Source organism: Xanthomonas hortorum (genome assembly GCF_011305375.1).
In the GTDB taxonomy this organism is placed as follows: Bacteria; Pseudomonadota; Gammaproteobacteria; order Xanthomonadales; family Xanthomonadaceae; genus Xanthomonas; species Xanthomonas hortorum_E.
On sequence record NZ_VCME01000034.1, the window covers coordinates 924 to 23,221 of the forward strand.

The following is a 22,298-nucleotide window of genomic DNA, read 5'->3' on the forward strand; positions in this document are numbered from 1 at the left end:
GCACACACGGATGTGCCGCGGCGGCGAGTCAGACAGGATGTCTGACCGAGCCGAAGAGCCGATTCCCGGACGCGCTGGCGCCCCTCACCGAAGCCAGCGACTGACAGCCGCGTGCTTGGCACTACCTGGAGAAACCGTACCCTCACCCCAACCCCCGCTCCGCGCCCCTGCCTGCGCTTGCGGCGCAGGCGCTCCAAGGCACGCGCGCCTGTGGCGCGCAAGCCATGCCTTTTCGCCCCGGGGGAGAGGGGCCTTAAGCAGTCAAGCAACGCTCGGCCGCTACGCTTCTTAGCTACTGACTTCTCAGCTACTGACTTCTTAACTACTGACTTCTCAGCTGCCGATCTTCTCGGCATCGCGCTGCTTGCGGATCTGCGCATCCACCGCCGCAATCGCCGTCATGTTCATCACCCGGCGCGAGGTGGCGCTGGTGGTGAGGATGTGCACCGGCTTGGAAATGCCCATCAGGATCGGCCCGATCGCCACGCCGTCGGTGAACACGCGCACCAGGTTGTAGGCGATGTTGGCCGCTTCCAGGTTTGGCAGCACGAACAGGTTGGCACGGCCCTTGAGCGTGCTGTTGGGCATGATCTGCTTGCGCAGCGCTTCGTCCCAGGCGGTGTCGCCCTGCATTTCGCCGTCGATGTTGAGCTCGGGCTTGCGCTTGAGCAGTGCCTCGCGCACCGCACGCATCTTCAAGGCATCGCGCGAATCGTGGCTGCCGAAATTGGAGTGCGACAGCAGCGCGATGTTGGGCTCGATGCCGAACAGCTTGAGGCGATACGCGGCCTGCAACGTGGCTTCCACCACTTGTTCGACCGTCGGGTCTTCCTGCACATGCGTATCCAGGAAGAAGAACACGCCCAGCTGGTTGATCACGCCGGTCATCGCCGAGGTGGAGCTCACCCGCGGTTCCAGCGGAATCACGCTGCGGGCGTAGCCCAGCTTCTTGTGGAAGCGACCGACCACGCCTGACAGCATCGCATCGGCCTCGCCACGCGCCACCATCACCGCGGCAATCAAGGTCGGACGCGAGCGCATCAACTCCTTGGCGGCAGTGACGGTCACGCCACGACGTTCGGTCAGTGCGTGGTAATACTGCCAATACTCGTTGAAGCGCGGGTCGTCGTAGATGTTGGTGATTTCAAAGTCCACCCCAGCGGTCAGGCGCAGACCCATGCGTTCGATACGCGCCTCGATGACGTCCGGGCGGCCGATCAGGATCGGGAAGGCCAGGCCTTCGTCGACCACGTTCTGTACCGCGCGCAACACCACTTCTTCTTCGCCTTCGGCATACACCACGCGCTGCTTGTCGGCGCGTGCGCGGTCGTAGACCGGCTTCATCATCAGGCTGGTGCGATAGACGAACTGGCCCAGCTTGTCGCGGTAGGCCTCCATGTCGTCGATCGGCCGCGTGGCCACGCCCGAATCCATCGCCGCCTGCGCAACGGCGGAAGACAACTCCACCAGCAGACGCGGGTCCAGCGGGCGCGGAATCAGGTATTCCGGGCCAAAACTCGGGGTCTCGCCGCCGTAGGCTGCGCCCAGGTCGGAGGCCTCGCGCCGTGCCATCGCCGCAATCGCCTTGACGCAGGCGATCTTCATCTCTTCGTTGATGCCGGTGGCGCCCACGTCCAGCGCGCCGCGGAACAGGTACGGGAAACACAGCACGTTGTTGATCTGGTTCGGGTAGTCCGAACGGCCGGTGCCGATGATGCAATCCGGACGCACTGCCTTGGCCGCTTCCGGGGTGATCTCCGGATTGGGATTGGCCAGCGCGAAGATCACCGGCTGGCGCGCCATCGTGGCGACCATTTCCGGCTTGAGGATGCCGGCCGCCGACAGGCCCAGGAAGATATCGGCGCCCTCGACGATTTCGGCCAGGGTGCGCTTGTCGGTGTCGCGTGCATAGCGCTGCTTGTCCGGGTCCAGATCGGTGCGGCCGGTGTGGATCACGCCGTCGCGGTCCAGCGCCAGGATGTTCTCCGGCTTCAGGCCCAGCGAGACCAGCATGTTGACGCAGGAAATGCCGGCCGCGCCCATGCCGGTGGTGGCCAGCTTGACCTCTTCGATCTTCTTGCCGGTGACCACCAGCGCGTTGAGCACGGCGGCGCCGACGATGATCGCGGTGCCGTGCTGGTCGTCATGGAACACCGGGATGTTCATGCGCTCGCGCAGCTTGCGCTCGACGATGAAGCACTCCGGCGCCTTGATGTCTTCCAGATTGATGCCGCCGAAGGTCGGCTCCAGGCTGGCGATGATGTCCACCAGCTTGTCCGGGTCGTTTTCGTTGATCTCGATGTCGAACACGTCGATGCCGGCGAACTTCTGGAACAGCACGCCCTTGCCTTCCATCACCGGCTTGGACGCCAGCGGGCCGATGTTGCCCAGGCCCAGCACGGCGGTGCCGTTGGTGATCACCGCCACCAGGTTGCCGCGCGCGGTGAGCTCGCTGGCCTGGGTGGGTTCTTCGACGATCGCCTCGCAGGCGAAGGCCACGCCCGGCGAATACGCCAGCGACAGATCGCGCTGGGTCAGCATCGGCTTGGTCGCGGTGACCTTGATCTTGCCGGCCGGCTGCTGGCGGTGGTAGTCGAGGGCGGCCTGTTTGAAGTCGTCGTTGGACATCGGCTGTGTGGGTCTCGAAGGCGCAGGAGGGCTGAATTCTACCCTCCTGCCTGAACAAGGGCCTGTCGCGCAGCTGTCAGCGCGGCAGGGAGATTGCATGCTGCAGCGCGTCGTGCACTGCGGCCGGGGTCTGGCTCAAAGCGAAAACGGCCCTGTATCCCGCCGGCATCACCGGCGGAATACAGGGCCGCAGGAAGCATCAGCGCGCGCTGATCGGTGCGACGACGTCGGTCGAGGCCACCGGTGCCTGCAGCGGCGGCGAGCCGCCATCCAGCACCAGCTTCAACTGGTCGCGGTCCAGCGCATTCTCCCAGCGCGACACCACCACCGTTGCCACGGCATTGCCGATGAAGTTGGTCAGCGAGCGGCACTCGCTCATGAAACGGTCCACGCCCAGGATCAGCGCCATGCCGGCCACCGGCACGTCCGGCACCACAGACAGCGTGGCCGCCAGGGTGATGAAGCCGGCACCGGTCACGCCGGCCGCGCCCTTGGAGCTGAGCATGGCCACCGCCAGCAAGGTGATTTGCTGGCCCAGGCTCAGGTCCACATTGGTGGCCTGGGCGATGAACAATGCGGCCAGGGTCATGTAGATGTTGGTGCCATCCAGATTGAACGAATAGCCGGTCGGCACCACCAGGCCCACCACTGACTTCTCGCAGCCGGCCTTTTCCATCTTTTCCATCAGCGACGGCAGCGCCGACTCCGACGAGGAGGTGCCCAGCACCAGCAGCAGTTCGGCCTTGAGATAGCGGATCAGCTTGAGCACCGAAAAGCCGCACAGGCGACAGACAATGCCCAGGATCACCAGCACGAAGAACAGCGAGGTCACATAGAACGAACCCACCAGCCAGGCCAGATTGACCAGCGATTCCAGCCCGTACTTGCCGATGGTGAAGGCGATCGCACCGAACGCACCGATCGGCGCGGCCCTCATCAACATGTGCACCAGGCGGAATACCGGGGCGGTCAACGCTTCCAGAAAGCTCAGCACCGGGCGGCCGCGCTCGCCGACCAGGGCCAGCGCGATCCCGAACAGCACCGCCACAAACAGCACCTGCAGGATGTTGCCATCGACGAACGCGCTGATCAGCGTGGCCGGGATGATGTCCATCAAAAAGCCGACCAGGCTCAGCTCGTGCGATTTCTGCACGTAGGTGTTGACCGCGCTCTGATCCAGCTCGGCCGGATTGATGTTCATGCCGGCACCGGGCTGCACCACGTGCGCCACGATCATGCCCACGATCAACGCCAGCGTGGAGAAGAACAAAAAGTAGGCCATCGATTTGGCGAACACCCGGCCCACCGTCTTGAGGTGGGTCATGCCGGCGATGCCGGTGACGATGGTCAGGAAGATCACCGGGGCGATGATCATCTTCACCAGCTTGATGAAGGCGTCGCCCAGCGGCTTGAGGCTTTCGGCGAAGGCCGGCTCGAAATGGCCGAGCAAGGCGCCCAGGACGATCGCCACCACCACCTGGAAGTACAGCTGGCGGTAGAAGGGGACGGACGCCGGCAACGGGCCGGCAGGCTTGCTGATGTGCATGACACCACTCCGAGGGAACATAGAGGGCGCCTGAGCAGGCACCCGGTGCACGCATTCTGGCCGCACGTCACAGCCAGGGCCGATAGCCCATTGGTACTACGCACTGTCCGCGGGCTGAACGCCGTCTTACACTTCAGCGGCGCCACCGCCGGCCGTTAATTTCATTTAACACAGACAACGTTTTCCTGTGCGTTCGATGCCCGGAACCTGCGCGCTTGCTGAAGCTGTTCATTGCGACCGCCATGGCAGGACGCCCGGCCCCTTCTCATTGCCGAAGATCATTCCTATGCGCCTCAATCCGCTCGTTCTTGCGTTGGCCATCGCCGCCGCGCCCGCTGCCGCCAATGCGGCCACCTCGATCGAAAACTGGCCGACCAAGTACACCTTCGGTGATGGCACCGAGCTGGGTCTGACCGGCAACTACGCCTACGACGACAACAACTTCTCCGGCGACGACCGTCTGGAAGACCGCACCGACTTCCGCCGCAAGGAATTCGGCGCCACCCTCAAGAAGAAGGGCGCCTACGACGCCATGGTGTATTTCGACTTCGAAGCCAAGCTGTGGCTGGACGTGTTCTTCCGCTTCGAGACCAAGGCGCTGCTGGGCCAGGATTACGGTCGCGTGCGGCTGGGCTACATGAAGGTGCCGGTGGGTCTGGAAGCGGTGCAGAGCTCGCGCGCGGGCAGCTTCATGGAACTGGGCCTGCCGGTGCAGGCCGTGTTCCAGGGCCGCCGGACCGGTGTGGAGTGGACGCTGGAGCGTCAGCAGTACCTGCTGCAGGCCGGCGCGTACGGCGGCCAGGATCTGCAGGGCGACAACCCGGGCACCACCCAGGCCGTGCATGCGGCATGGACCCCGTTCAAGGCCGAAGGCGACGTGCTGCACCTGGGCATCGCCGGCTCGGTCGAAAACCCGCGCGGTTTCAGCGACGGCCGCGGCGTGTCCTTCAGCCCGCGCGTGCGCCTGCGTGCCCGCCCGGAAGCCGGCCTGACCGACGTGCGTCTGATCGACACCGGCACCATCCTCGATGTGGACCACGTAATCCGCACCGGCGTGGAAGCGGTCTGGATCCACGGCCCGTTCTCGCTACAGAGCGAAGCGCTGCGTGCCGAAGTGGCGCGTAATGCCGGCCAGCCGCACTTCATCGCGCAGGGCCAGTACCTCTACGGCACCTGGTCGCTGACCGGCGAGTCGCGCACCTATGCCGGCGGCGTCCCCGGCAATATCAAGCCGGCGCACGACTACGGCGCGGTCGAGCTGACCGCCCGCTACAGCCGTCTGAATCTGGAAGACAACAACGTCCACGGCGGCCGCCAGCACGACACCACCATTGGCGCCAACTGGTACCTCACCAGCCACTTCAAGATGCAGGCCAACTACAGCTGGGTGGATTCCTCGCGCAATGGCGTGCATGAAACCCCGCACGTGATGGAACTGCGTGCGCAGGTGCAGTTTTAAGCGCTGTTGAGCAGAGGCAACGCGAGCCTGGTTGGCCGCGCGTTGCCTTGGTTGGCCGCTTCAACGCAGTGATGCTGTAACGCACACCAGCGTGTGTGCCTATGCGGCCGCATCCTTCCGAGGATGCGGCCGCAGTCGTTTGTCGGGGGCTTGTTTGGTGGTCATGCGGGGTGGTCGTCGGGGCGGATATCCGCGGCGATAGCTGCGCGATGTACCTGCGCACCGCCATACTTGCCGCATGTACGCCTCGCAACGCCGCCGCCTGCTGTTCACGCTGTCCATCGTGCTGGGCGGCATGTTGGTGGCCATGTTTGCGGCCGGGCATTTTGTCGAGCAGAACGCCTTGCGCGACGAAAGTGCCACCGTGCGGCGTCAGCTGCGGCTGTATGCACAGGCCTTGCAGCAGCGCATCGATCGCTATCGCACCTTGCCGCAGATTCTGGCACTGGACCCGGAGCTGCGTGCTGCGGTGTCCGGGCCGTTGTCGGCCGCGCAGGTGGAACAGCTCAACGACAAACTCGAACGCGCCAACAACGTCACCCAATCGTCCACGCTGACGGTGATCGACCGCAGTGGTATCGCGTTGGCGGCCAGCAACTGGCGCGCGCCGCGCAGCAATGTGGGCGTGGACTACGCGTTCCGCCCTTATTACCAGCAGGCACTGGCCACCGGCAGCGGCAGCTTTTACGGCATCGGCATGACCACCAGCGAGCCGGGGTATTTCCTCTCGCAGGCCATCGTCGACTCTGCCGGCCAGGTGCAGGGCGTGGTGGTGATCAAGATCGCGCTGGCTGCGCTGGAACGCGAATGGCTGCAGACCCCGGACATCGTGCTGGCCTCCGATGCGCACGACGTGGTGTTTCTGGCCAGCCGCCCCGAGTGGCGCTACCGCATGCTGGCACCGTTGAGCCTGCGCGATCGCAGCGAATTGCAGAGCACCCGCCAGTACGCCGACCAGGGATTGCTGCCGCTGCAGCGCCGGCTGATCGAGCAGACCGGCAACGGTGGCGTATTGGCCGAGGTGCGCGAGCCAGCGCTCGCCGGCCCGGTGCTGTGGCAGACCCTGGAAGTGCCCGAAAGCGGCTGGCGCCTGCATCTGCTGCACGACACCCGCGCCAGCGCAGCGGCCGGGCGCGCCGCTGCGATTGCCGCCGCCGGTGCATGGCTGGCACTGGCCTTGCTGTGGCTGTTCGTGCAGCAACGGCGGCGGCTGGCGGCCTTGCGTCAGCGCAGCCGGGACGAACTGGAAACACTGCTGCAACAACACGCCGAAGAACTGCGCACCGCCCAGGATGGCGTGGTCACCGCCGCGCAGCAGGCCAATGCCGGCTTAAGCCGCAGCCTGGAACACCTGCCGCAAGGCGTGGTGGTGATCGACGATGCGCTCAATCTGGTGGCGTGGAATTCGCGCTATGTCGAGCTGTTCCGCTTCCCGCCCGAATTGCTCAAGATCGGTCGCCCGATCGAAGACCTGTTCCGCTTCAACGCACGCCGCGGCCTGCTCGGTCCGGGGCCGATCGAAGCGGCGATCGAGCGCCGTCTGAACCACTTGCGCAGCGGCAAACCGCATATGCGCGAGAGCGAGAAGGAAGACGGCACGGTGCTGGAAATCCGCGGCAACCCGCTGCCCGACGGCGGCTTCGTCACCAGTTACGCCGACATCACCAGCTACAAGAACGCCGCACGCGAACTGCGCTCGTTGGCCGACGCGCTGGAACACCGCGTGGCCGAACGCACCCGCGACCTGGCCGCCGCCAAGCGCGAAGCCGAGAGCGCCAATCGCTACAAAACCCGCTTCGTCGCCTCGGCCGTGCACGACCTGCTGCAGCCGCTCAACGCCGCGCGCATGTTCGTCTCGGTGTTGCGCGGGCAAGTGCGCGAGACCGGCAGCGCGCGCGTGGTCGACAACATTGAAGGCGCGCTGGCCGCGCAGGACGCCATCCTCAACAGCCTGCTGGATATCTCGCGGCTGGAAGCGGGCAGCCTGAAAACCCAGGTGCGCGATTTCGCCATTGCCCCGCTGCTGGAAACGCTGGCACGCGAGTTCGGCATCCTGGCCGAAGACCGCGGCCTGGTGCTGGATTGGGTGCCCACCTCGGCGGTGGTGTTGAGCGATGAAAACCTGCTGCGGCGCATCCTGCAGAACTTTCTCTCCAATGCCATCCGCTACACCCCGCGTGGGCGGGTGCTGATCGGCTGTCGTCGCCGTGGCGGCTGGCTGCGCATCGAAGTGCACGATCAAGGACCCGGCATTCCCGAAACACTGCAGCATGAAATCTTCGAAGAATTCCGCCGCCTGGACGATGGCGTCGCCAACGATCGCGGCGCAGGTCTGGGGCTTGCCATCGTCGAACGCATCGGCCGCCTGCTCGGTCACCGCATCGGCCTGCATTCCACGCTGGGGAGCGGCAGCGTATTTTCGGTAACGCTGCCGCTGGGCGAGCGTGCCGCCATCGCCAAGCAATTGCCGCCGCCCACCACCACTGCAGAAAACGCCAACGACCCGATTCTGCACGGCTGCCGCGTCTGGTGCGTGGACGATGAGCCACGCGTGTGCGAAGCCACGCGCGTCTTGCTCGAACGCTGGGAATGCCGGGTGGATTTTGCCGGTGGCCCCGACGATGCATTGGCCGCCGCCAACCCCGACGAGGTGCCGGAACTGCTGTTGCTGGACGTGCGCATGGGTGAGCACTACGGCCCCATCTTGCTGCCACAGTTGGTGCAACGCTGGCAACGCGAACCGCGCGTGATCCTGGTCACCGCAGAACCCGACCCCGCGCTGCGCGAACATGCGCTGGACCTGGGCTGGGGATTGTTGTCCAAACCAGTGCGCCCACCGGCACTGCGTGCGCTGGTGACACAGATGTTGCTGCGGCGTGGGTGATGCTGCCCGTGGCCACACATGCCACGTTCGGATCGTGCAGCACGGCTTCGTGATCGCTGGTGCAGCAACTCATAATCTGCTCGACCATTGCAGCCTGCCCCCGAAAGCTGGAACTGCGATGTTCAAGACAACGCTACCGCTGCTGATGTCACTGCTCTTTGCGAGCTGCGCAGGGGGATTTCCAGCGCAGGCGGAAACGCCCTCCGGCGTCACGCAGCCAGCGCCGCCATCGCGCGCGACCATGGACCCCTACACGGTCAATAAATTGAATGCCGTGCTGGATCAGGCCTCAAACCATAGGGGATTAAGCCCGGGCCACCTGATCGACGCGATCTCGGCAGAATTTCTAGGCACGCCCTACCGCGACCATGTCTTGCAGGGCTCGGCCACCACGCCAGAGAAACTGATCATCGACTTCACCGGATTGGACTGCTTCACTTATCTGGATTACGTCGAGGCGGCGCGAAAGTCCTACTCACAGCAGGATTTCGTCAATCATCTGGTGCTGACCCGCTACGTCGAGGGCGTTGTCAGCTTTACCCATCGCAAGCATTTCTTTACCGATTGGGCCAACAGACCGTACGAGCTCGCCACCGATATCACCGCAGTGGTCAGCCCCAATGCCGTCAGCGTCACCAAAGCGCTCAACCGAAAAGCCGATGGCAGCAATTATCTTCCAGGACTGCCGGTGGTTGACCGGACCATCGCCTATATCCCCACCGAACGCGTCGACAGCACGGTTGTCAGCCGGCTTCGCACCGGCGATTACATCGGCATCTACACGCCCCTGGCCGGGCTGGACGTCACCCACGTCGGGTTTTTCATCATGACCGACAAGGGCCCGGTGCTACGCAACGCCTCATCCCGCAAGGAAAACATGAAAGTCGTGGACTCTCCGTTCATGGAGTATGTAGCGAGAACCCCGGGCATCATTGTGTATCGGGCCAAGAAGTGACCACGCACCACTGCCAGGCTCGATAAGCGCCAGCGCCCGGCGGCATCTCTGGCCGCAGCTGCCGCACGCGCCGCGCCTGCCGCATCGACGCGCGTGGGAGCCGAGCACCGCTGCAGTGCGTGCTGATGTTCAACCTGCATCAGTCGATGAGAAAGCAGCAATTATCAACATCGGCCATCTCCACCAGAATCGATCGCCTCAGATGTTCCGCACATGCATACCCGTCGTGGAGGGCGATCTATGCAGACTTCCAACCTTGAGGCAAAGGGGCAGTCGAAACTGGGAATGGTGCTGAGGGTGACCTCGGGCAACTTTCTTGAGCAGTTCGACTTTTTCCTGTTCGGTTTCTACGCAACGCAGATCGCCGCGGTGTTCTTCCCGGCAAGCAACGAATTCGCTTCGTTGATGATGACTTTCGCCGTGTTTGGCGCAGGCTTTCTGATGCGTCCACTGGGTGCAGTGATCCTGGGCGCGTATATCGATGATGTGGGCCGCCGCAAGGGCCTGATCGTCACCCTGGCAATCATGGCCAGCGGCACCGTCCTGATCGTGCTGGTGCCCGGCTATGCCAGCATCGGTTTGTGGGCACCGGCCTTGGTATTGCTCGGGCGGTTGCTGCAAGGCTTTTCGGCGGGTGCCGAAATGGGCGGCGTGTCGGTGTATCTGGCCGAGATGGCGACGCCGGGGCGGCGTGGCTTCTATGCGAGTTGGCAGTCGGCCAGCCAGCAGGTTGCCATCGTCGCTGCGGCAGCCATCGGGTATGCGCTCAACCAGCTCATGGCGCCGCAGGATCTGGCGCAATGGGGCTGGCGGATTCCCTTTGCCATCGGTTGCGTCATCATCCCCTTCATCTTCTTGCTGCGCCGCAGCCTGGAAGAGACTGCGGCGTTCGCGCAGCGCACTCAGCGCGTCACGATGCAGCAGGTGATGCGCGGGCTAGCCAACAATGCCGGCACCGTGATCGCCGGCGGGTTGATGGTGGCGCTGACCACGACCGCGTTCTATCTGATCACCGTCTACGCACCGACCTTCGGCAAGAGCGTGCTCAAACTCAGCACCGGCGACGCATTGATCGTGACGCTGCTGGTCGGCATCTCCAACTTCATCTGGCTGCCGATCGGCGGCGCGCTCAGCGATCGGTTCGGCCGCAAACCGCTGCTGGTGACCATGGCGGTGGTGTGCGTACTGAGCGCATATCCGGTACTCGCGTTCCTGGCCGCCGCACCGAGTTTTGCGCACATGTTGCAGGCGCTGCTGTGGCTGTCCTTCATCTACGGCATCTACAACGGCGCCATGATTCCTGCGCTCACCGAACTCATGCCGGCGCATGTACGGGTGGCGGGATTTTCGCTCGCCTACAGCCTGGCCACGGCGGTCTTTGGCGGCTTTACGCCGGTGATGTCCACCTGGTTGATCCATGTCACCGGCGACAAGGCCGCCCCTGGCTACTGGCTGGTGTTCGCGTCCGTGTGCGCGCTGTTGGCAACGCTGTTTCTCTACCGACGCCATGGCAACGCAGCGAGAGCGACCGGCCTCGATGCTGCTGCGGGAGCGGCGAAATGATGCGGGCCGTGTGGAAAAAATGGCTGGGTGCGGTTGTCGCCACTGCCCTGCTGTCGCCGGCCGCAGGCGCGCAGGATCTGACCGTGATGACCTCGGGCGGCTTCACTGCCGCCTTCGAACGCCTGGCGCCGCAGTACAGCACGCACACCGGCACGACCTTCGAGACGCTGCACGGCCCTTCGATGGGCCAGACGCCGCAATCCATTCCCAGCCGGCTCGCACGCGGCGAGCATGCCGATGTGGTGATCATGGTGGGCAGTGCGCTGCAGAAGCTGATCGATGCAGGAGTGGTGGACCCCGCATCGCGGGTGGAGCTGGCCGACTCCAGGATCGGCATGGTGGTGCGCAGCGGCGCACGCAAGCCAAAGATCGGCAACGTCGCCCAGTTCAAGAAGGCGCTGCTGCAGGCCGATTCCGTTGCCTATTCCGACAGCGCCAGTGGCGTCTACATCGAGACCACGCTGTTCAAGCGGCTGCAGATCGAAGGCCCGATGATGGCCAAGAGCCGCAAGATCGAGCGCATCCCGGTGGGCGCGGTGGTGGCCAACGGCAGCTACCAGCTCGGCTTTCAGCAAGTGGCCGAACTGCTTCCGGTGGCAGGCGTGGATTTCGTCGGCAAGATCCCCGAGCCGCTGCAGTCGGTCACGCGCTATGCGGCGGGTGTGCCGGTCACTGCGGCGCATCCGCAAGCGGCCAAGCGCCTGCTTGCCTACCTGCAGTCGCGTGAGGCGCAAGCGGTCGCGCGTGCGACCGGGCTGGATCCGGTCTCACCGTGAGCGCGCGGGCATCCGTCGCACCAATGCAGCCAGTTCGAGCGCGGCAGGTGTCAGCGTGCGTCCACGGCGTTTGAGCATCCCGACATTACGCACCACCTCCGGTTCGACCAGCGGCACCGCTGCCAGCAGCGGATGCGGGCGGGAGGGCATTGCGATCGAAGGAACCGCGGCAACGCCGACGCCTGCTTCCACCAACCCCAGCAAGGTGGTGACATGGCGGGTTTCGCAGATGCTGGGCCGGTCCGGAGTAAAGGCAGACAGCGCCCGATCGAGCACCAGCCGATTGCCCGATGTCTTGTCGAGCGTGATGTAGTCGTGGCCATAAGCCTCCTGCCAGCTGACCTGTTCGCGCCGGGACAAGGGATGGTCGTGGCGGCACGCGATTACATAGCGCTCCTGCAGCAACGGCTCGAACTCGACCTCCGGTGCCAGGTTGCCGCTGAAGCTGACGCCGAAATCCGCTTCGCCGGAGGCCACTGCCGCACTGACATGACTGGCGCTGCCGTCGAACAGCCGGATGCGGATCTTCGGAAACAGCTGATGCAGCCCGTGAATCGCCTGCGGCATGAAGTAGTACGCCGCGGACGGCACGCACGCCACGGTCACGGTGCCCATCCTGCTCGATCCGGCATCGCCGATGCTCATCAACGCCAGATCCAGATCGTCGAGCATGCGCTCGACCTGCGGCATGAAAGCCTGGCCGACCGTGGTGAGCGCCACCTTGCGCGTCGTACGCTCGAACAACTTGACGTTCAACGCCGACTCGAGTTTGTCGATCCTGCGGCTGAGCGCCGGCTGCGTGATCCGTATCCGTTCGGCGGCGCGGCGAAAGCTGCCGTTTTCGGCAACGGCGCGGAATGCCTGTAGATCGTTGAGGTCGAATTTGATGGTCACGGTGCCGCAGCTGCGATGTTCGATGGCGGTCGGCATAGCATAGACAGTTGCCTGCTTTGCTGCGCGAGCATGCCCGGGCAGACGCATCGCACAGCTTGCAGCGTGCGTGCAGAACGTCGTCGAGCTAGGCGTGCACACGCTGCTGAGCACAGCGACTGCCTGCACTCGCATCGCAGTGCTCCGGCAGCGTAACGATGCTGCCAAGGCGTGCAGTCGCATGCTCGCAGCAGAGCGGCATGCCGGACGCCGCGGCGCCCGCGCCTGCTAGAATATCGATAATGATTCCCATTTGATCGTCGCTTTCGCCCCGGCTTGCGTGTCCTGCACGCGTGCCGCCGCGTCTTGGAGTTCCTTGCCTGATGAAATCTCCCGTCTCCGCATCGGCCGGTATGCCGCTGCTTGCCTCGCTCTGCCTGCTCGCCTCTGCCAGCGCGTCCGCGCAATCGGATGTCACCGATACGCTGGACACGGTGGTGGTTGCCGCCTCGCGCTCCAACATGACCGTGGCCGAGTCGCCGCAGACGGTGCTGATCATCGACAAGGCGCAGATCCAACAGCAGCTGACGATCTCCAGCAACTCCTCCGACGTGCTCGCCAACCTGATTCCCTCGTACACGCCCAGCCGCGGCAAGATGAACGGCAGTGGTGAAACGCTGCGCGGGCGCACGCCGTTGATCCTGATCGACGGCGTGCCGCAGTCCAATCCGATCCGCCCCACCGGGCGCGAAGCGCACACCATCGACTATGCGATGGTCGAGCGCATCGAGGTGATCCAGGGCGCCAACGCGATCAACGGCCTGGGCGCCACCGGCGGCACCATCAACATCATCACCCGGCGTCCGCAGGACGGTGAGCTCAACCAGCACGTCGATGTGCAGGCCACCGCGCCCACCTCGGAAACGCGTGCAGAAACCGCAAGCGTTGAGACGCGCTACCGCGTGGACGGCCGCACGGACAAGCTCGATTACCTGTTCTCGGCCAGCTATAGCGATCAAGGCCTGTATATGGACGGCCAAGGCCGGCCGATCGGCGCCGACAACACGCAGGGCGACCTGATGACCTCCAAGAGCTACGACGTGCTGGCCAAGCTCGGCTACGCGCTCACCGATGCGCAGCGCCTGAGCGTCAGCGTCAACCGTTACCGTATCAAGAACGACAACGACTACATCGGCATCGCCGGCAACCGTGCGCAAGGCCTGCCCACCACCTCGGTGCGCGGCACCCCGCAAGGCACCGCGCCCTGGAACGATGTGCTGACCTCCAGCCTGTCGTACACCGATGACGATCTGGCCGGCATGCAGCTGAGCGCGATGGTGTTCAACCAGGAATTCGAAGGGCTGTTCGGTGCCGACAACTCGTCCACGTTTCAGGACCCGCGCATCGCACCGGTCGGCACGCTGTACGACCAATCGCGTTCGGTGGCGTCCAAGTGGGGCAGCAAGATCAGCCTGACCAAGGACGATCTGCTCGACGGCCGGCTCAAGCTCACCGGCGGCGTCGACCTGCTGGCAGATACCGGCAAGCAGGATCTCTACGGCACCGGACGCACCTATGTGCCCGAGTCGGACTACCGCAATCTGTCGCTGTTCGTGCAGGGCGAATACAAGCTGCTGCCCACGCTCACCTTGCACGCCGGCGTGCGCCGCGAAGAAGCCGAGTTGAAGATCGACAGCTACCAGACCCTGTGGCGCTACAACCGGGTCGATGTCGAAGGCGGCACGCTCGACTTCAACCAGACCCTCTACAACGCCGGCCTGGTCTACACGCCGCTCGAAGGCGTGAGCTTTTTCACCAGCTATTCCGAAGGCTTCGGCATGCCGGACGTGGGCCGCGTGCTGCGCGCGATCAATACGCCGGGCACGCGCGTGGCCAACCTGAGCACGCTGGAACCGATCCTGACCAAGAGCGTGGAAGCCGGCACCCGCCTCACGCGCGGCGCCTTCGATGCGGACCTGAGCTACTTCCAGTCCAACTCGGATCTGGGCACGCGCGTGGTGCCGATCAACGGCGCCTTCATGATGAGCCGCGAGAAAACCCGCGTGCAGGGCGTGGACGCCAGCCTGGGGTATCGCCTGGATGCGGCGCATCGCCTGCGCCTGTCGTACGCGTACACGCGTGGCCGCTACGACAGCGACAACGATGGGCAGCTGGATGCACGCCTGGATGGCCTCAACGTGGCGCCCAATCGCGTGATCGCCTCGTGGTCGGCGCAGTGGACACCGAAGTTCTCCTCGTTCGTGCAGGCCCAGCATGCCTTCAGCCAATCCTTCGACGAGGCCGACAAGCGCTTCAGCGGCTACACGCTGGTGGATGCGACCTTCAACTACGCGTTGCCGCGCGGTGCGGTGCGCATGGGCGTGTCCAATCTGTTCGACAAGCAGTACATCACCTACTACTCGCAATCGGCCCTGGTCGAACCGCTGCGCTACTTCGCCGGCCGTGGCCGTACGTTTACGCTGGGGTATTCGCTGGATTTTTGATGCTGTCGCGGGATCGTCGGCAGCACGCTTGCGCGCGATGGGTCTGCGCAAGCGTGCTGTTGAACCGGTGCCGCATGGCCTGCGATACCGCTCGTTGCGGGCTGCTCGCTCAGCATGAGCGTTCCGATTTCAACGTTCCAGTTCGCATGCCTGCATGCGCACGGGTCCACGTCTGCACTCAGCAGCCTGGCCGCTCACTCGCCGCACGGCGCTAGCGCTGCATCGCCGAACGGCGAAAGAAAAAAATCAGCACGCTGGCCGATTCGATCAGCCCTCGCCTTCCGGCTCCAGCGCCTTGACCAGCACCGCCGCCTGCGTGCGGCTGTAGCAATCCAGCTTCTTCAGGATCGCGGTGACGTGCACCTTGACGGTGTTTTCAGCCAGACCCAGCTCGTGCGCGATCTGCTTGTTGAGCAGGCCGTCGGCCAGGCTCAGCAAGACGCGGAACTGTTGCGGGGTGAGCTGGGCGAGTTTGGAGGCCAGTTGCGCGTCGGCCTCCGAGCGCTCGGCGGTCATCGGCGGGAACCAGGTGCCGCCCTCCAGCACGCTGGCCACCGCGGTGCCGATCGATTCGGCCGGGGTGGATTTGGGAATGAAACCGGCCGCGCCGAACTGCTGCGCGCGCCGGATCACGCGTGGGTGATCGTTGGAAGAGATCACCACCACCGGGATGTCCGGGTGCTCGCCACGCACGTGCAAGAGCGCCGAGAAGCCACGTGCACCCGGCATGGCCAGGTCCAGCAGCACCAGCTCGGCCTGTGGGTGCGAGCGCAGCATGGCGCTCAGCGTAGCGGCGCTGGAGGCTTCCACCACATCGGCCTGCGGCAAGGTCTGCTGCAGTACGTGGATCACAGCGGCACGGAACAGCGGGTGGTCGTCGGCGACGAGGATGGTGAGATCGGCCATGCGCCAAGTCTGGCACATGGACGTGTCTGTTTCCGTCCCCGAGCGTCCACCACCACGGCGGCGCGCGTGTCAGGGCGGCGCGCCGCCGGCGGCGCATGCGTGGCGACCGCCGATTCCAGCTCCAGCACGTGCACCCCGGCGGTCACGCAGCGCGGACGCGCAGCGCCTATCGCAGCTGGTTATTGCTCGCGCTAGTGCGGCGGCTGCGTGCTGGCGCGCCAGGCGTCCAGAAACTGCCGGCGTTTGAGTTTGTCCAGATACACCAGCAGGCCGGGGCCCAGCGGGATCGGGCGGAACGGCGGTTGCGCCGAGCCGCCACGGCCACCGGCGGCCGGCAGGATCGGCATCAATCGCGCCTCGCGCGAGAGCACCTGCTGGCCACGTGGCGAGAGCAGATAGTCGAGGAATCTGCGCGCCTCGGGCGCATGCGGCGCGGTCTTGGGAATCACTGCGGTGCGCAGCGCCACCAGCGTGTAGTCCTGCGGCTGCACGATGCCCAGCGGCGCGCCGGCATCGATGCGCGTCTGCGCGTAGGAGCCCAGCACGTTGTAGGCCAGCAGCAGCTCGCCACGGCTGACGCGGTCGAGCAAGGTGCCCGTGCGTTCTTCCAGCCTGACCTGGTTCGCGCCCAACGCGGCCAGCAGCGCCCCGGCGATACTGCCGACCTGCCCGTCCTGGGTGGCGAACAGATAGCCCACGCCGCTGCGCTCCACATCGTAGGTGCCCACCCGGCCGCGCAGCGGCGCATCGGGCGCGCGCAACAGGGCCAACAACTGTCTGCGCGTGCGCGGTACGCGTGCTGCCGCCAGCTTGCGGGTGTTGTAGACGATGGCCACCGGCTCGTAGCTGATGCCGAACACCTCGTGCCGCCACTGCGCCCACGCCGGCAGCGCTTCGGTCTGTGCGGAGCGGTGCGCGAGCGCGTGACCATCGTTCACCAGCTTGGTCTGCAGATCCATGCTGGCGCTGATCAGCATGTCCGCAGCAGGCGTGGCCTTGCCTGGATGCAGATAGCGCGCATAGATGTCCCAGGCGATCACATCTTCGTAGATCACCTCGGTGCCCGGATGCAGGCGCTGGTAGTCCTGGATGACCGCGCCAAACACTTCCAGATCGGTGGAGCCCTGCACGCGCAATTGCGCCTGCATCGGGCCCTGCGCGGGAAACCGCCGTACATCGCCGGGCGCGGCGCAGGCGATGCCATGTGCCAGCAATACCACCATCAGCAACAGCACGCGCATCAGCGTGTCCCTCCAGGAAAATGCAACGAGGCGATCAGCCCGCCGCCGACGCGGTTGGCCAGATCAATGCGCCCGCCATGCGCCTCGACCACGCGTTTGACGATCGCCAGCCCCAGCCCCGCACCGCCGGCCGGCGCATCCGGCCCGCGCGCGAAACGCTCGAACACGCGCTCGGCTTCGGCGGCGGGAATGCCGGGGCCGTGATCGGCGATGGTGATGACGTGATGGCTGCCATCGCTGGTAAGCGCCACCTGCAATGGCGCGCCGCCACCGTACTTGCAGGCGTTGTCGATCAGGTTCTTGAGCGCCTCGCGCAACAGCAAGGCATCGCCATGCAACAGCGCCGGTTGCGGGTCGATCGCCAGGTGCACGCGCGGCGCACTGTCGCTACGCGGTAGCGCTTCGTGCAAGGCCTGGTGCAAGACCTCGGCCAGATCCACGGTGGCAAAGCGCTGCAGATTGGCGCGATGGATCACGCTGGCATCGCTGAGCAATTGATTGAGCAGCCGGCTCATATGGCTGGCATTGCGCTCGATCGCCACCAGGCTGCGCTGCATCTCGCGCGGGTCCTCCTCGTCCATCGCCAGCTGCGCCTGCGCGCGCAAGGCAGCCAGGGGCGTGCGCATCTGGTGCGCAGCTTCGGCCATGAACGCGCGCAAGGTTTCATTGCTGGACGACAGCCGCGCCATGAAGCGATTGAGCGCGGTCACCATCAACTGCATTTCCTGCGGTGCCGGCACGCTCAGCGGTTTCAGGTCGGAGGGCTCGCGCCGCGACAGATCGCGCTCGATGCGCTGCAACGGACGCAACGCGCGATACACGCCCAGCCACACCAGGCCCAGGGCGAGCAGCGACAACACGCCGATCGCCACCAAGGCATTGAGCACCACATCGCGCGCCAGCGCATCGCGCGCGCGCCGGGTCTGGCCCACTTGCACGCGCACTTCGCCCTGCCCGGACGCCGATGCCACCCGATGCATCACCACCGCAAAGCGCACCGGCTCGCCGCTGTAGTCGGCGTCGAACAACAGCGGGCGCTCGTCGCTGGGCGGGCGTGGCGGCAGCGGCAAATTCTCTTCGCCTGTGATGGTGCGGCCTTGCGCATCGAACACGCGATAGAACACGCGGTCTTCCGGCGCCATGCCGAGCAGATCCAGCGAGGCATACGGCAGATCCACCTGCCAGTCGCCGCCGACCAAGGCCACGCTGTCGATGATCGACAGTGCCGAGGACACCAGCAGATGGTCGTAGGAGCGATTGGCCGCACGCTCGCCGTAATCGCGTGCGGCAAAAAACAGCACCACCGCGCCAAGCAGCGACAGGCTGCCCAGATACAGCAGCAAGGTGCGCCGGATCGACGGCGCCACCGTCAGCGGCTCAGCCATCGACGCCCGGCTCCACCGGCGCGTGCGGGTCGGCTTCTTCGAGTTTGTAACCGGCGCCACGCACGGTGACGATGCGCAGCGGCGCCCCCGCCAACTTGCGACGCAGGCGGCCGACATACAGCTCGATCGCGTTGGGCCCGGCATCGTCGTCGAAACCGAACAAACCGTTGCCGATCTCGTCCTTGCCCACCACCTGCCCCAGCCGCCCGATCAGGATTTCGAACAGCCGGTATTCGCGATTCGGTAATTCGATCGGCACGCCGTCCAGCAGTAGCGTGTGCGCGGCGTTATCGAATACGAAGCCGCCGATCTGCACCACCTCGCTGGCCTGGCCGCGATTGCGCCGCAGCAGCACGCGGCACCGCGCTTCGAACTCGCGGAAGTCGAACGGCTTGCCCAGGTAATCGTCGGCACCGACATCCAGCGCCTGCACGCGGTCTTCGATGCCATCGCGCGCGGTGAGCATCAGCACCGGTGTGGTATCGCCGCGCTCGCGCATACCGGCCAGCACCCGCAAGCCATCCAGCTTGGGCAAGCCGATATCCAGCACCACCAGATCGAAGCTCTGATAGCGCAACACACTCGCCGCCGCCAGGCCATCGGCCTGCCAGTCCACCGCATGCCCGCTACGGCGCATGCGCCGCACGATGGCATCGGCGAGGTCGGCGTTGTCTTCGACTAGCAGCAGGCGCATTGGGCGTGGAATCGAGAATGGAGAATGGGGAATCGGAACGGCGGTTGGCCGCGGCCGGAAGGTAACAGGCCGCGCAGACAAAAGCTCTTAACGCTCTTGCGATTCCCCATTCCCGACTCCCCATTCCCGCCCCAACGACAGGTCCATGACAGCTTCGCCGGACTAGGCTGCTGCCAACGCGCCGCAGAGTGGTTGTGCGGTGCATCGCTGAACGTGATTCACACATGTACCTGGGAGGGTCTGTGAGCAACGACACCTTGCGTCTGCGCGTCTTCACCGCCTGCGCCGCGATCTGCCTGGCACCGGCTGCCCGCGCGGCCGATGGCGACGGTCCGGTCACCGCCGAGGTGGGTGGGCGCGTGCACTGGGACTTCACCATGTTCGACAACGACGAACGCGGCACGCCCGAGCGCAACGACAGCCAGTTCCGCCGCGTGTGGCTGGATGTGGCGGGCAAGTTCTACGGCTTCAATTACAAGGCCGAAGCGGAATTTGCCGGCCTGCAATACGAATCCGGCAGCCGCGGCATCCTGGCGCGCGATGTGTATATCGCCAAGAAGTTTTCCGCCGGTACGCTGACCGTGGGTCAGTTCAAACAGTACTTCTCGCTGGACGATCGCACCGGTTCCAACTACGGCCCGTTTCTGGAACGCGGCTATGCATCGACCACGCTGGCGCCGATCTATCGCAAGGCGATTTCGTGGCAGGCCAATCGCCCCGATGCGACCTGGTCAACGGCGGCCTACAGCCTGGAAAGCATCGACAATTCGTCCACCAAGGGCGGTGCGCTCGGCACGCGTCTGACCTTCGCACCGGAGATGGGCGAGGCGCGGCTACGCCACCTGGGCGTGTCGCTGGCGCACGAGCGCTATTCGCATCCGGGCAGCGGCGGTGCGGCGCCGTTGCTGATCCGTCCACGTCCGGAAAACGATCTGGCCAACAACAGCCGCATCACGCTGGCGCGCTTTGCCGATGGCCGCGACACCGACTTCGACAAATGGTCGCTGGAATACGCCGAAGTGCTGGGCCCGTGGTCGTGGCAGAGCGAGTTCAGTGGCGGCCTGCTCGACGACGGCGGGCAGCATGCCAAGGTGTTGGCCAGCTACGGGTTGGTCAGCTGGTTCGTCACCGGCGAGTCGCGCGGCTACGACCGCAAGACCGGGCGCTTCAGCCGCATCAAGACGCCCAATCGCCCGTCCGGCGCGTTCGAGCTGGCCTTGCGCTACGACTACATGCGCGGCGACCAGCATATGGATGGCCAGCCCAATTTCATCGATGCCAGCACGCAGTCGTGGACGCTGGGCGGCAACTGGTATTTCAAGCCGAACCTGCGCGTGATGCTCAACGTGATCGACAGCCGCAACCGCGACCGCATGGTCGATGCGGTGGTCGATCACACGCTGGCGGTGACCGGCCGTTTTCAGTACGACTTTTGATGTGTCGTTCGTGACCGAGCCAGATTTCCAGCAACTGCAAACGCGTCATCGCTTTCGCGCTGCATGCGCACGCTCCACCCTCTCCCTGTTGCACGCCTCAAAGGATTTTCCCGCATGCTGACCGCGCTCGGTTCCGGAATGGTGATCACCTTCATGTACCTGATCATGAGCAAGCGGCTGTCGCCGCTGGTGGCTCTGATCACGGTACCGATCGTGTTCGCGTTGCTGGGCGGCTTCGGCACCGGCATCAACGAGATGATGCTCGACGGCATCAAGAAGATCGCGCCCACCGGCGTGATGCTGATGTTCGCCATCCTCTACTTCGGGGTGATGATCGATGCCGGTCTGTTCGATCCGCTGGTCGGCCGCATCCTGCGCCTGGTCAAGGGCGACCCGTTGAAGATCGTGATGGGCACGGCGATCCTGGCGATGCTGATCTCGCTCGATGGCGATGGCTCCACCACCTACATGATCACCGTGTCGGCGATGCTGCCGCTGTATCAGCGCCTGGGCATGAACGCGCTCAACCTCACCTGCGTGACCATCCTGGCCAGCGGTGTGATGAATCTGACCCCGTGGGGCGGCCCCACTGCACGCGCCGCTACCGCCTTGCATGTGGATCCGGCCGATGTGTTCGTGCCGCTGGTACCGGCGATGGCGATGGCGATCGCCGGCATCATCGCGCTGGCCTGGCTGTTGGGCATGCGCGAGCGTCGCCGCCTGGGCGTGGTGCGTTTGCCGGCCGACGGCAACTGGCTGGACACCAGCCTGCCCGAGGAAAACGACGCATTGCCGCGCGTGGAAGACACCGAGGACATGAAGCGGCCCAAGCTGCTGTGGGTGAACCTGATCCTGACCCTGGTGCTGATGGCCGCACTGGTGGTCGGCGTGCTGCCGATGCCGGTGCTGTTCATGATCGGCTTTGCGCTGGCGCTGATGATCAACTACCCCAACCTGGCCGAGCAGCGCCGCCGCCTGGTCAATCACGCCGGCAATGTGCTGTCGGTGGTGTCGCTGATTTTTGCCGCCGGCATCTTCACCGGCATCCTGTCCAACACCGGCATGGTCGAGGCGATGTCGCGCAGCTTCCTGGCGGTGATCCCCGACAGCTGGGGGCCATATCTGGCGGTGATCACCGCGATCGTCAGCATGCCGTTTACGTTCTTCATGTCCAACGACGCGTTCTACTTCGGCGTGCTGCCGATCCTGTCCGAAGCGGCCGGCCACTACGGCATCACCCCGGTGGAAATGGCCCGCGCCTCGCTCGCCGGCCAGCCGGTGCATCTGCTCAGCCCCCTGGTGCCCTCGACCTATCTGCTGGTCGGCCTGGCCAAGGTCGACTTTGCCGACCATCAACGCTTCACGCTGAAGTGGGCGGTGCTGATTTCGATGCTGATGTTGGCGGGCGGATTGTTGTTTGGCTTGTTTCCGTTGGCGCGCTGATCGCCCGC

15 protein-coding genes are annotated in these 22,298 nt (G+C 65.0%); 8 read left to right on the plus strand and 7 right to left on the minus strand.

Annotation, left to right across the window (positions count from 1 at the left end):
* Positions 1 to 333 precede the first annotated feature (333 nt).
* Both FFY45_RS21410 and FFY45_RS21415 read right to left on the minus strand, forming a co-directional pair.
* Positions 334 to 2,628, minus strand: coding sequence for an NADP-dependent malic enzyme (locus FFY45_RS21410; RefSeq protein WP_176341967.1), 2,295 nt, complete (start codon positions 2,626 to 2,628; stop codon positions 334 to 336).
* Positions 2,629 to 2,827: 199 nt separating this feature from the next.
* The gene (locus FFY45_RS21415) at positions 2,828 to 4,174 is read right to left on the minus strand and encodes a dicarboxylate/amino acid:cation symporter (RefSeq protein ID WP_176341968.1); all 1,347 of its coding nucleotides are present in this window, start codon (positions 4,172 to 4,174) and stop codon (positions 2,828 to 2,830) included.
* A gap of 286 nt (positions 4,175 to 4,460) precedes the next feature.
* Between FFY45_RS21415 and FFY45_RS21420 the strand changes: the two genes are divergently transcribed.
* From FFY45_RS21420 to FFY45_RS21440, 5 genes are all read left to right on the plus strand, one after another.
* The gene (locus FFY45_RS21420) at positions 4,461 to 5,633 is read left to right on the plus strand and encodes an OprO/OprP family phosphate-selective porin (protein ID WP_043889421.1); all 1,173 of its coding nucleotides are present in this window, start codon (positions 4,461 to 4,463) and stop codon (positions 5,631 to 5,633) included.
* 238 nt (positions 5,634 to 5,871) lie between these two features.
* Positions 5,872 to 8,517: a hybrid sensor histidine kinase/response regulator gene (locus FFY45_RS21425; protein WP_176341969.1), complete on the plus strand. Its 2,646-nt coding sequence runs from the start codon at positions 5,872 to 5,874 to the stop codon at positions 8,515 to 8,517.
* Positions 8,518 to 8,551: 34 nt separating this feature from the next.
* Positions 8,552 to 9,472 carry an N-acetylmuramoyl-L-alanine amidase-like domain-containing protein gene (locus tag FFY45_RS21430; RefSeq protein WP_343204119.1) on the plus strand — a complete coding sequence of 307 codons (921 nt, stop codon included), beginning with the start codon at positions 8,552 to 8,554 and terminating at the stop codon, positions 9,470 to 9,472.
* Positions 9,473 to 9,685: 213 nt separating this feature from the next.
* The gene (locus tag FFY45_RS21435; protein ID WP_176341970.1) at positions 9,686 to 11,035 is read left to right on the plus strand and encodes an MFS transporter; all 1,350 of its coding nucleotides are present in this window, start codon (positions 9,686 to 9,688) and stop codon (positions 11,033 to 11,035) included.
* Between the two features lie 8 nt (positions 11,036 to 11,043).
* Positions 11,044 to 11,811: a substrate-binding domain-containing protein gene (locus tag FFY45_RS21440; RefSeq protein ID WP_343204120.1), complete on the plus strand. Its 768-nt coding sequence runs from the start codon at positions 11,044 to 11,046 to the stop codon at positions 11,809 to 11,811.
* Here FFY45_RS21440 and FFY45_RS21445 read toward each other — a convergent pair.
* Positions 11,803 to 12,705 (minus strand): LysR substrate-binding domain-containing protein, encoded by a 903-nt coding sequence (locus FFY45_RS21445; protein ID WP_176341972.1) that lies wholly within the window; start codon positions 12,703 to 12,705, stop codon positions 11,803 to 11,805. The genes FFY45_RS21440 and FFY45_RS21445 overlap by 9 nt on opposite strands.
* 359 nt (positions 12,706 to 13,064) lie before the next feature.
* Between FFY45_RS21445 and FFY45_RS21450 the strand changes: the two genes are divergently transcribed.
* Complete coding sequence (locus FFY45_RS21450; RefSeq protein ID WP_255172111.1) at positions 13,065 to 15,185, plus strand: TonB-dependent receptor; 2,121 nt, start codon at positions 13,065 to 13,067, stop codon at positions 15,183 to 15,185.
* Between the two features lie 267 nt (positions 15,186 to 15,452).
* On the opposite strand, the gene FFY45_RS21455 is transcribed toward FFY45_RS21450, so the two are convergent.
* The 4 genes from FFY45_RS21455 to FFY45_RS21470 all read right to left on the minus strand — a co-directional run bounded on the left by FFY45_RS21455 (position 15,453) and on the right by FFY45_RS21470 (position 19,411).
* Entirely contained in the window at positions 15,453 to 16,091 is a 639-nt protein-coding gene (locus tag FFY45_RS21455) for a response regulator (protein ID WP_024938967.1), read from the minus strand.
* Between the two features lie 191 nt (positions 16,092 to 16,282).
* The gene (locus FFY45_RS21460; protein WP_176341973.1) at positions 16,283 to 17,332 is read right to left on the minus strand and encodes an ABC transporter substrate-binding protein; all 1,050 of its coding nucleotides are present in this window, start codon (positions 17,330 to 17,332) and stop codon (positions 16,283 to 16,285) included.
* Positions 17,332 to 18,717: a sensor histidine kinase gene (locus tag FFY45_RS21465; RefSeq protein WP_176341974.1), complete on the minus strand. Its 1,386-nt coding sequence runs from the start codon at positions 18,715 to 18,717 to the stop codon at positions 17,332 to 17,334. The genes FFY45_RS21460 and FFY45_RS21465 overlap by 1 nt, the downstream gene beginning before the upstream one ends.
* Complete coding sequence (locus FFY45_RS21470) at positions 18,710 to 19,411, minus strand: response regulator (protein WP_104549768.1); 702 nt, start codon at positions 19,409 to 19,411, stop codon at positions 18,710 to 18,712. Before FFY45_RS21470 ends, FFY45_RS21465 begins: the two co-directional genes overlap by 8 nt.
* A 242-nt stretch (positions 19,412 to 19,653) precedes the next feature.
* On the opposite strand from FFY45_RS21470, the gene FFY45_RS21475 reads away from it, so the two are divergent.
* Positions 19,654 to 20,847, plus strand: coding sequence for a porin (locus tag FFY45_RS21475; protein ID WP_176341975.1), 1,194 nt, complete (start codon positions 19,654 to 19,656; stop codon positions 20,845 to 20,847).
* A 114-nt stretch (positions 20,848 to 20,961) separates the two neighbouring features.
* The gene (locus FFY45_RS21480) at positions 20,962 to 22,290 is read left to right on the plus strand and encodes a CitMHS family transporter (protein ID WP_176341976.1); all 1,329 of its coding nucleotides are present in this window, start codon (positions 20,962 to 20,964) and stop codon (positions 22,288 to 22,290) included.
* Positions 22,291 to 22,298: the final 8 nt, after the last annotated feature.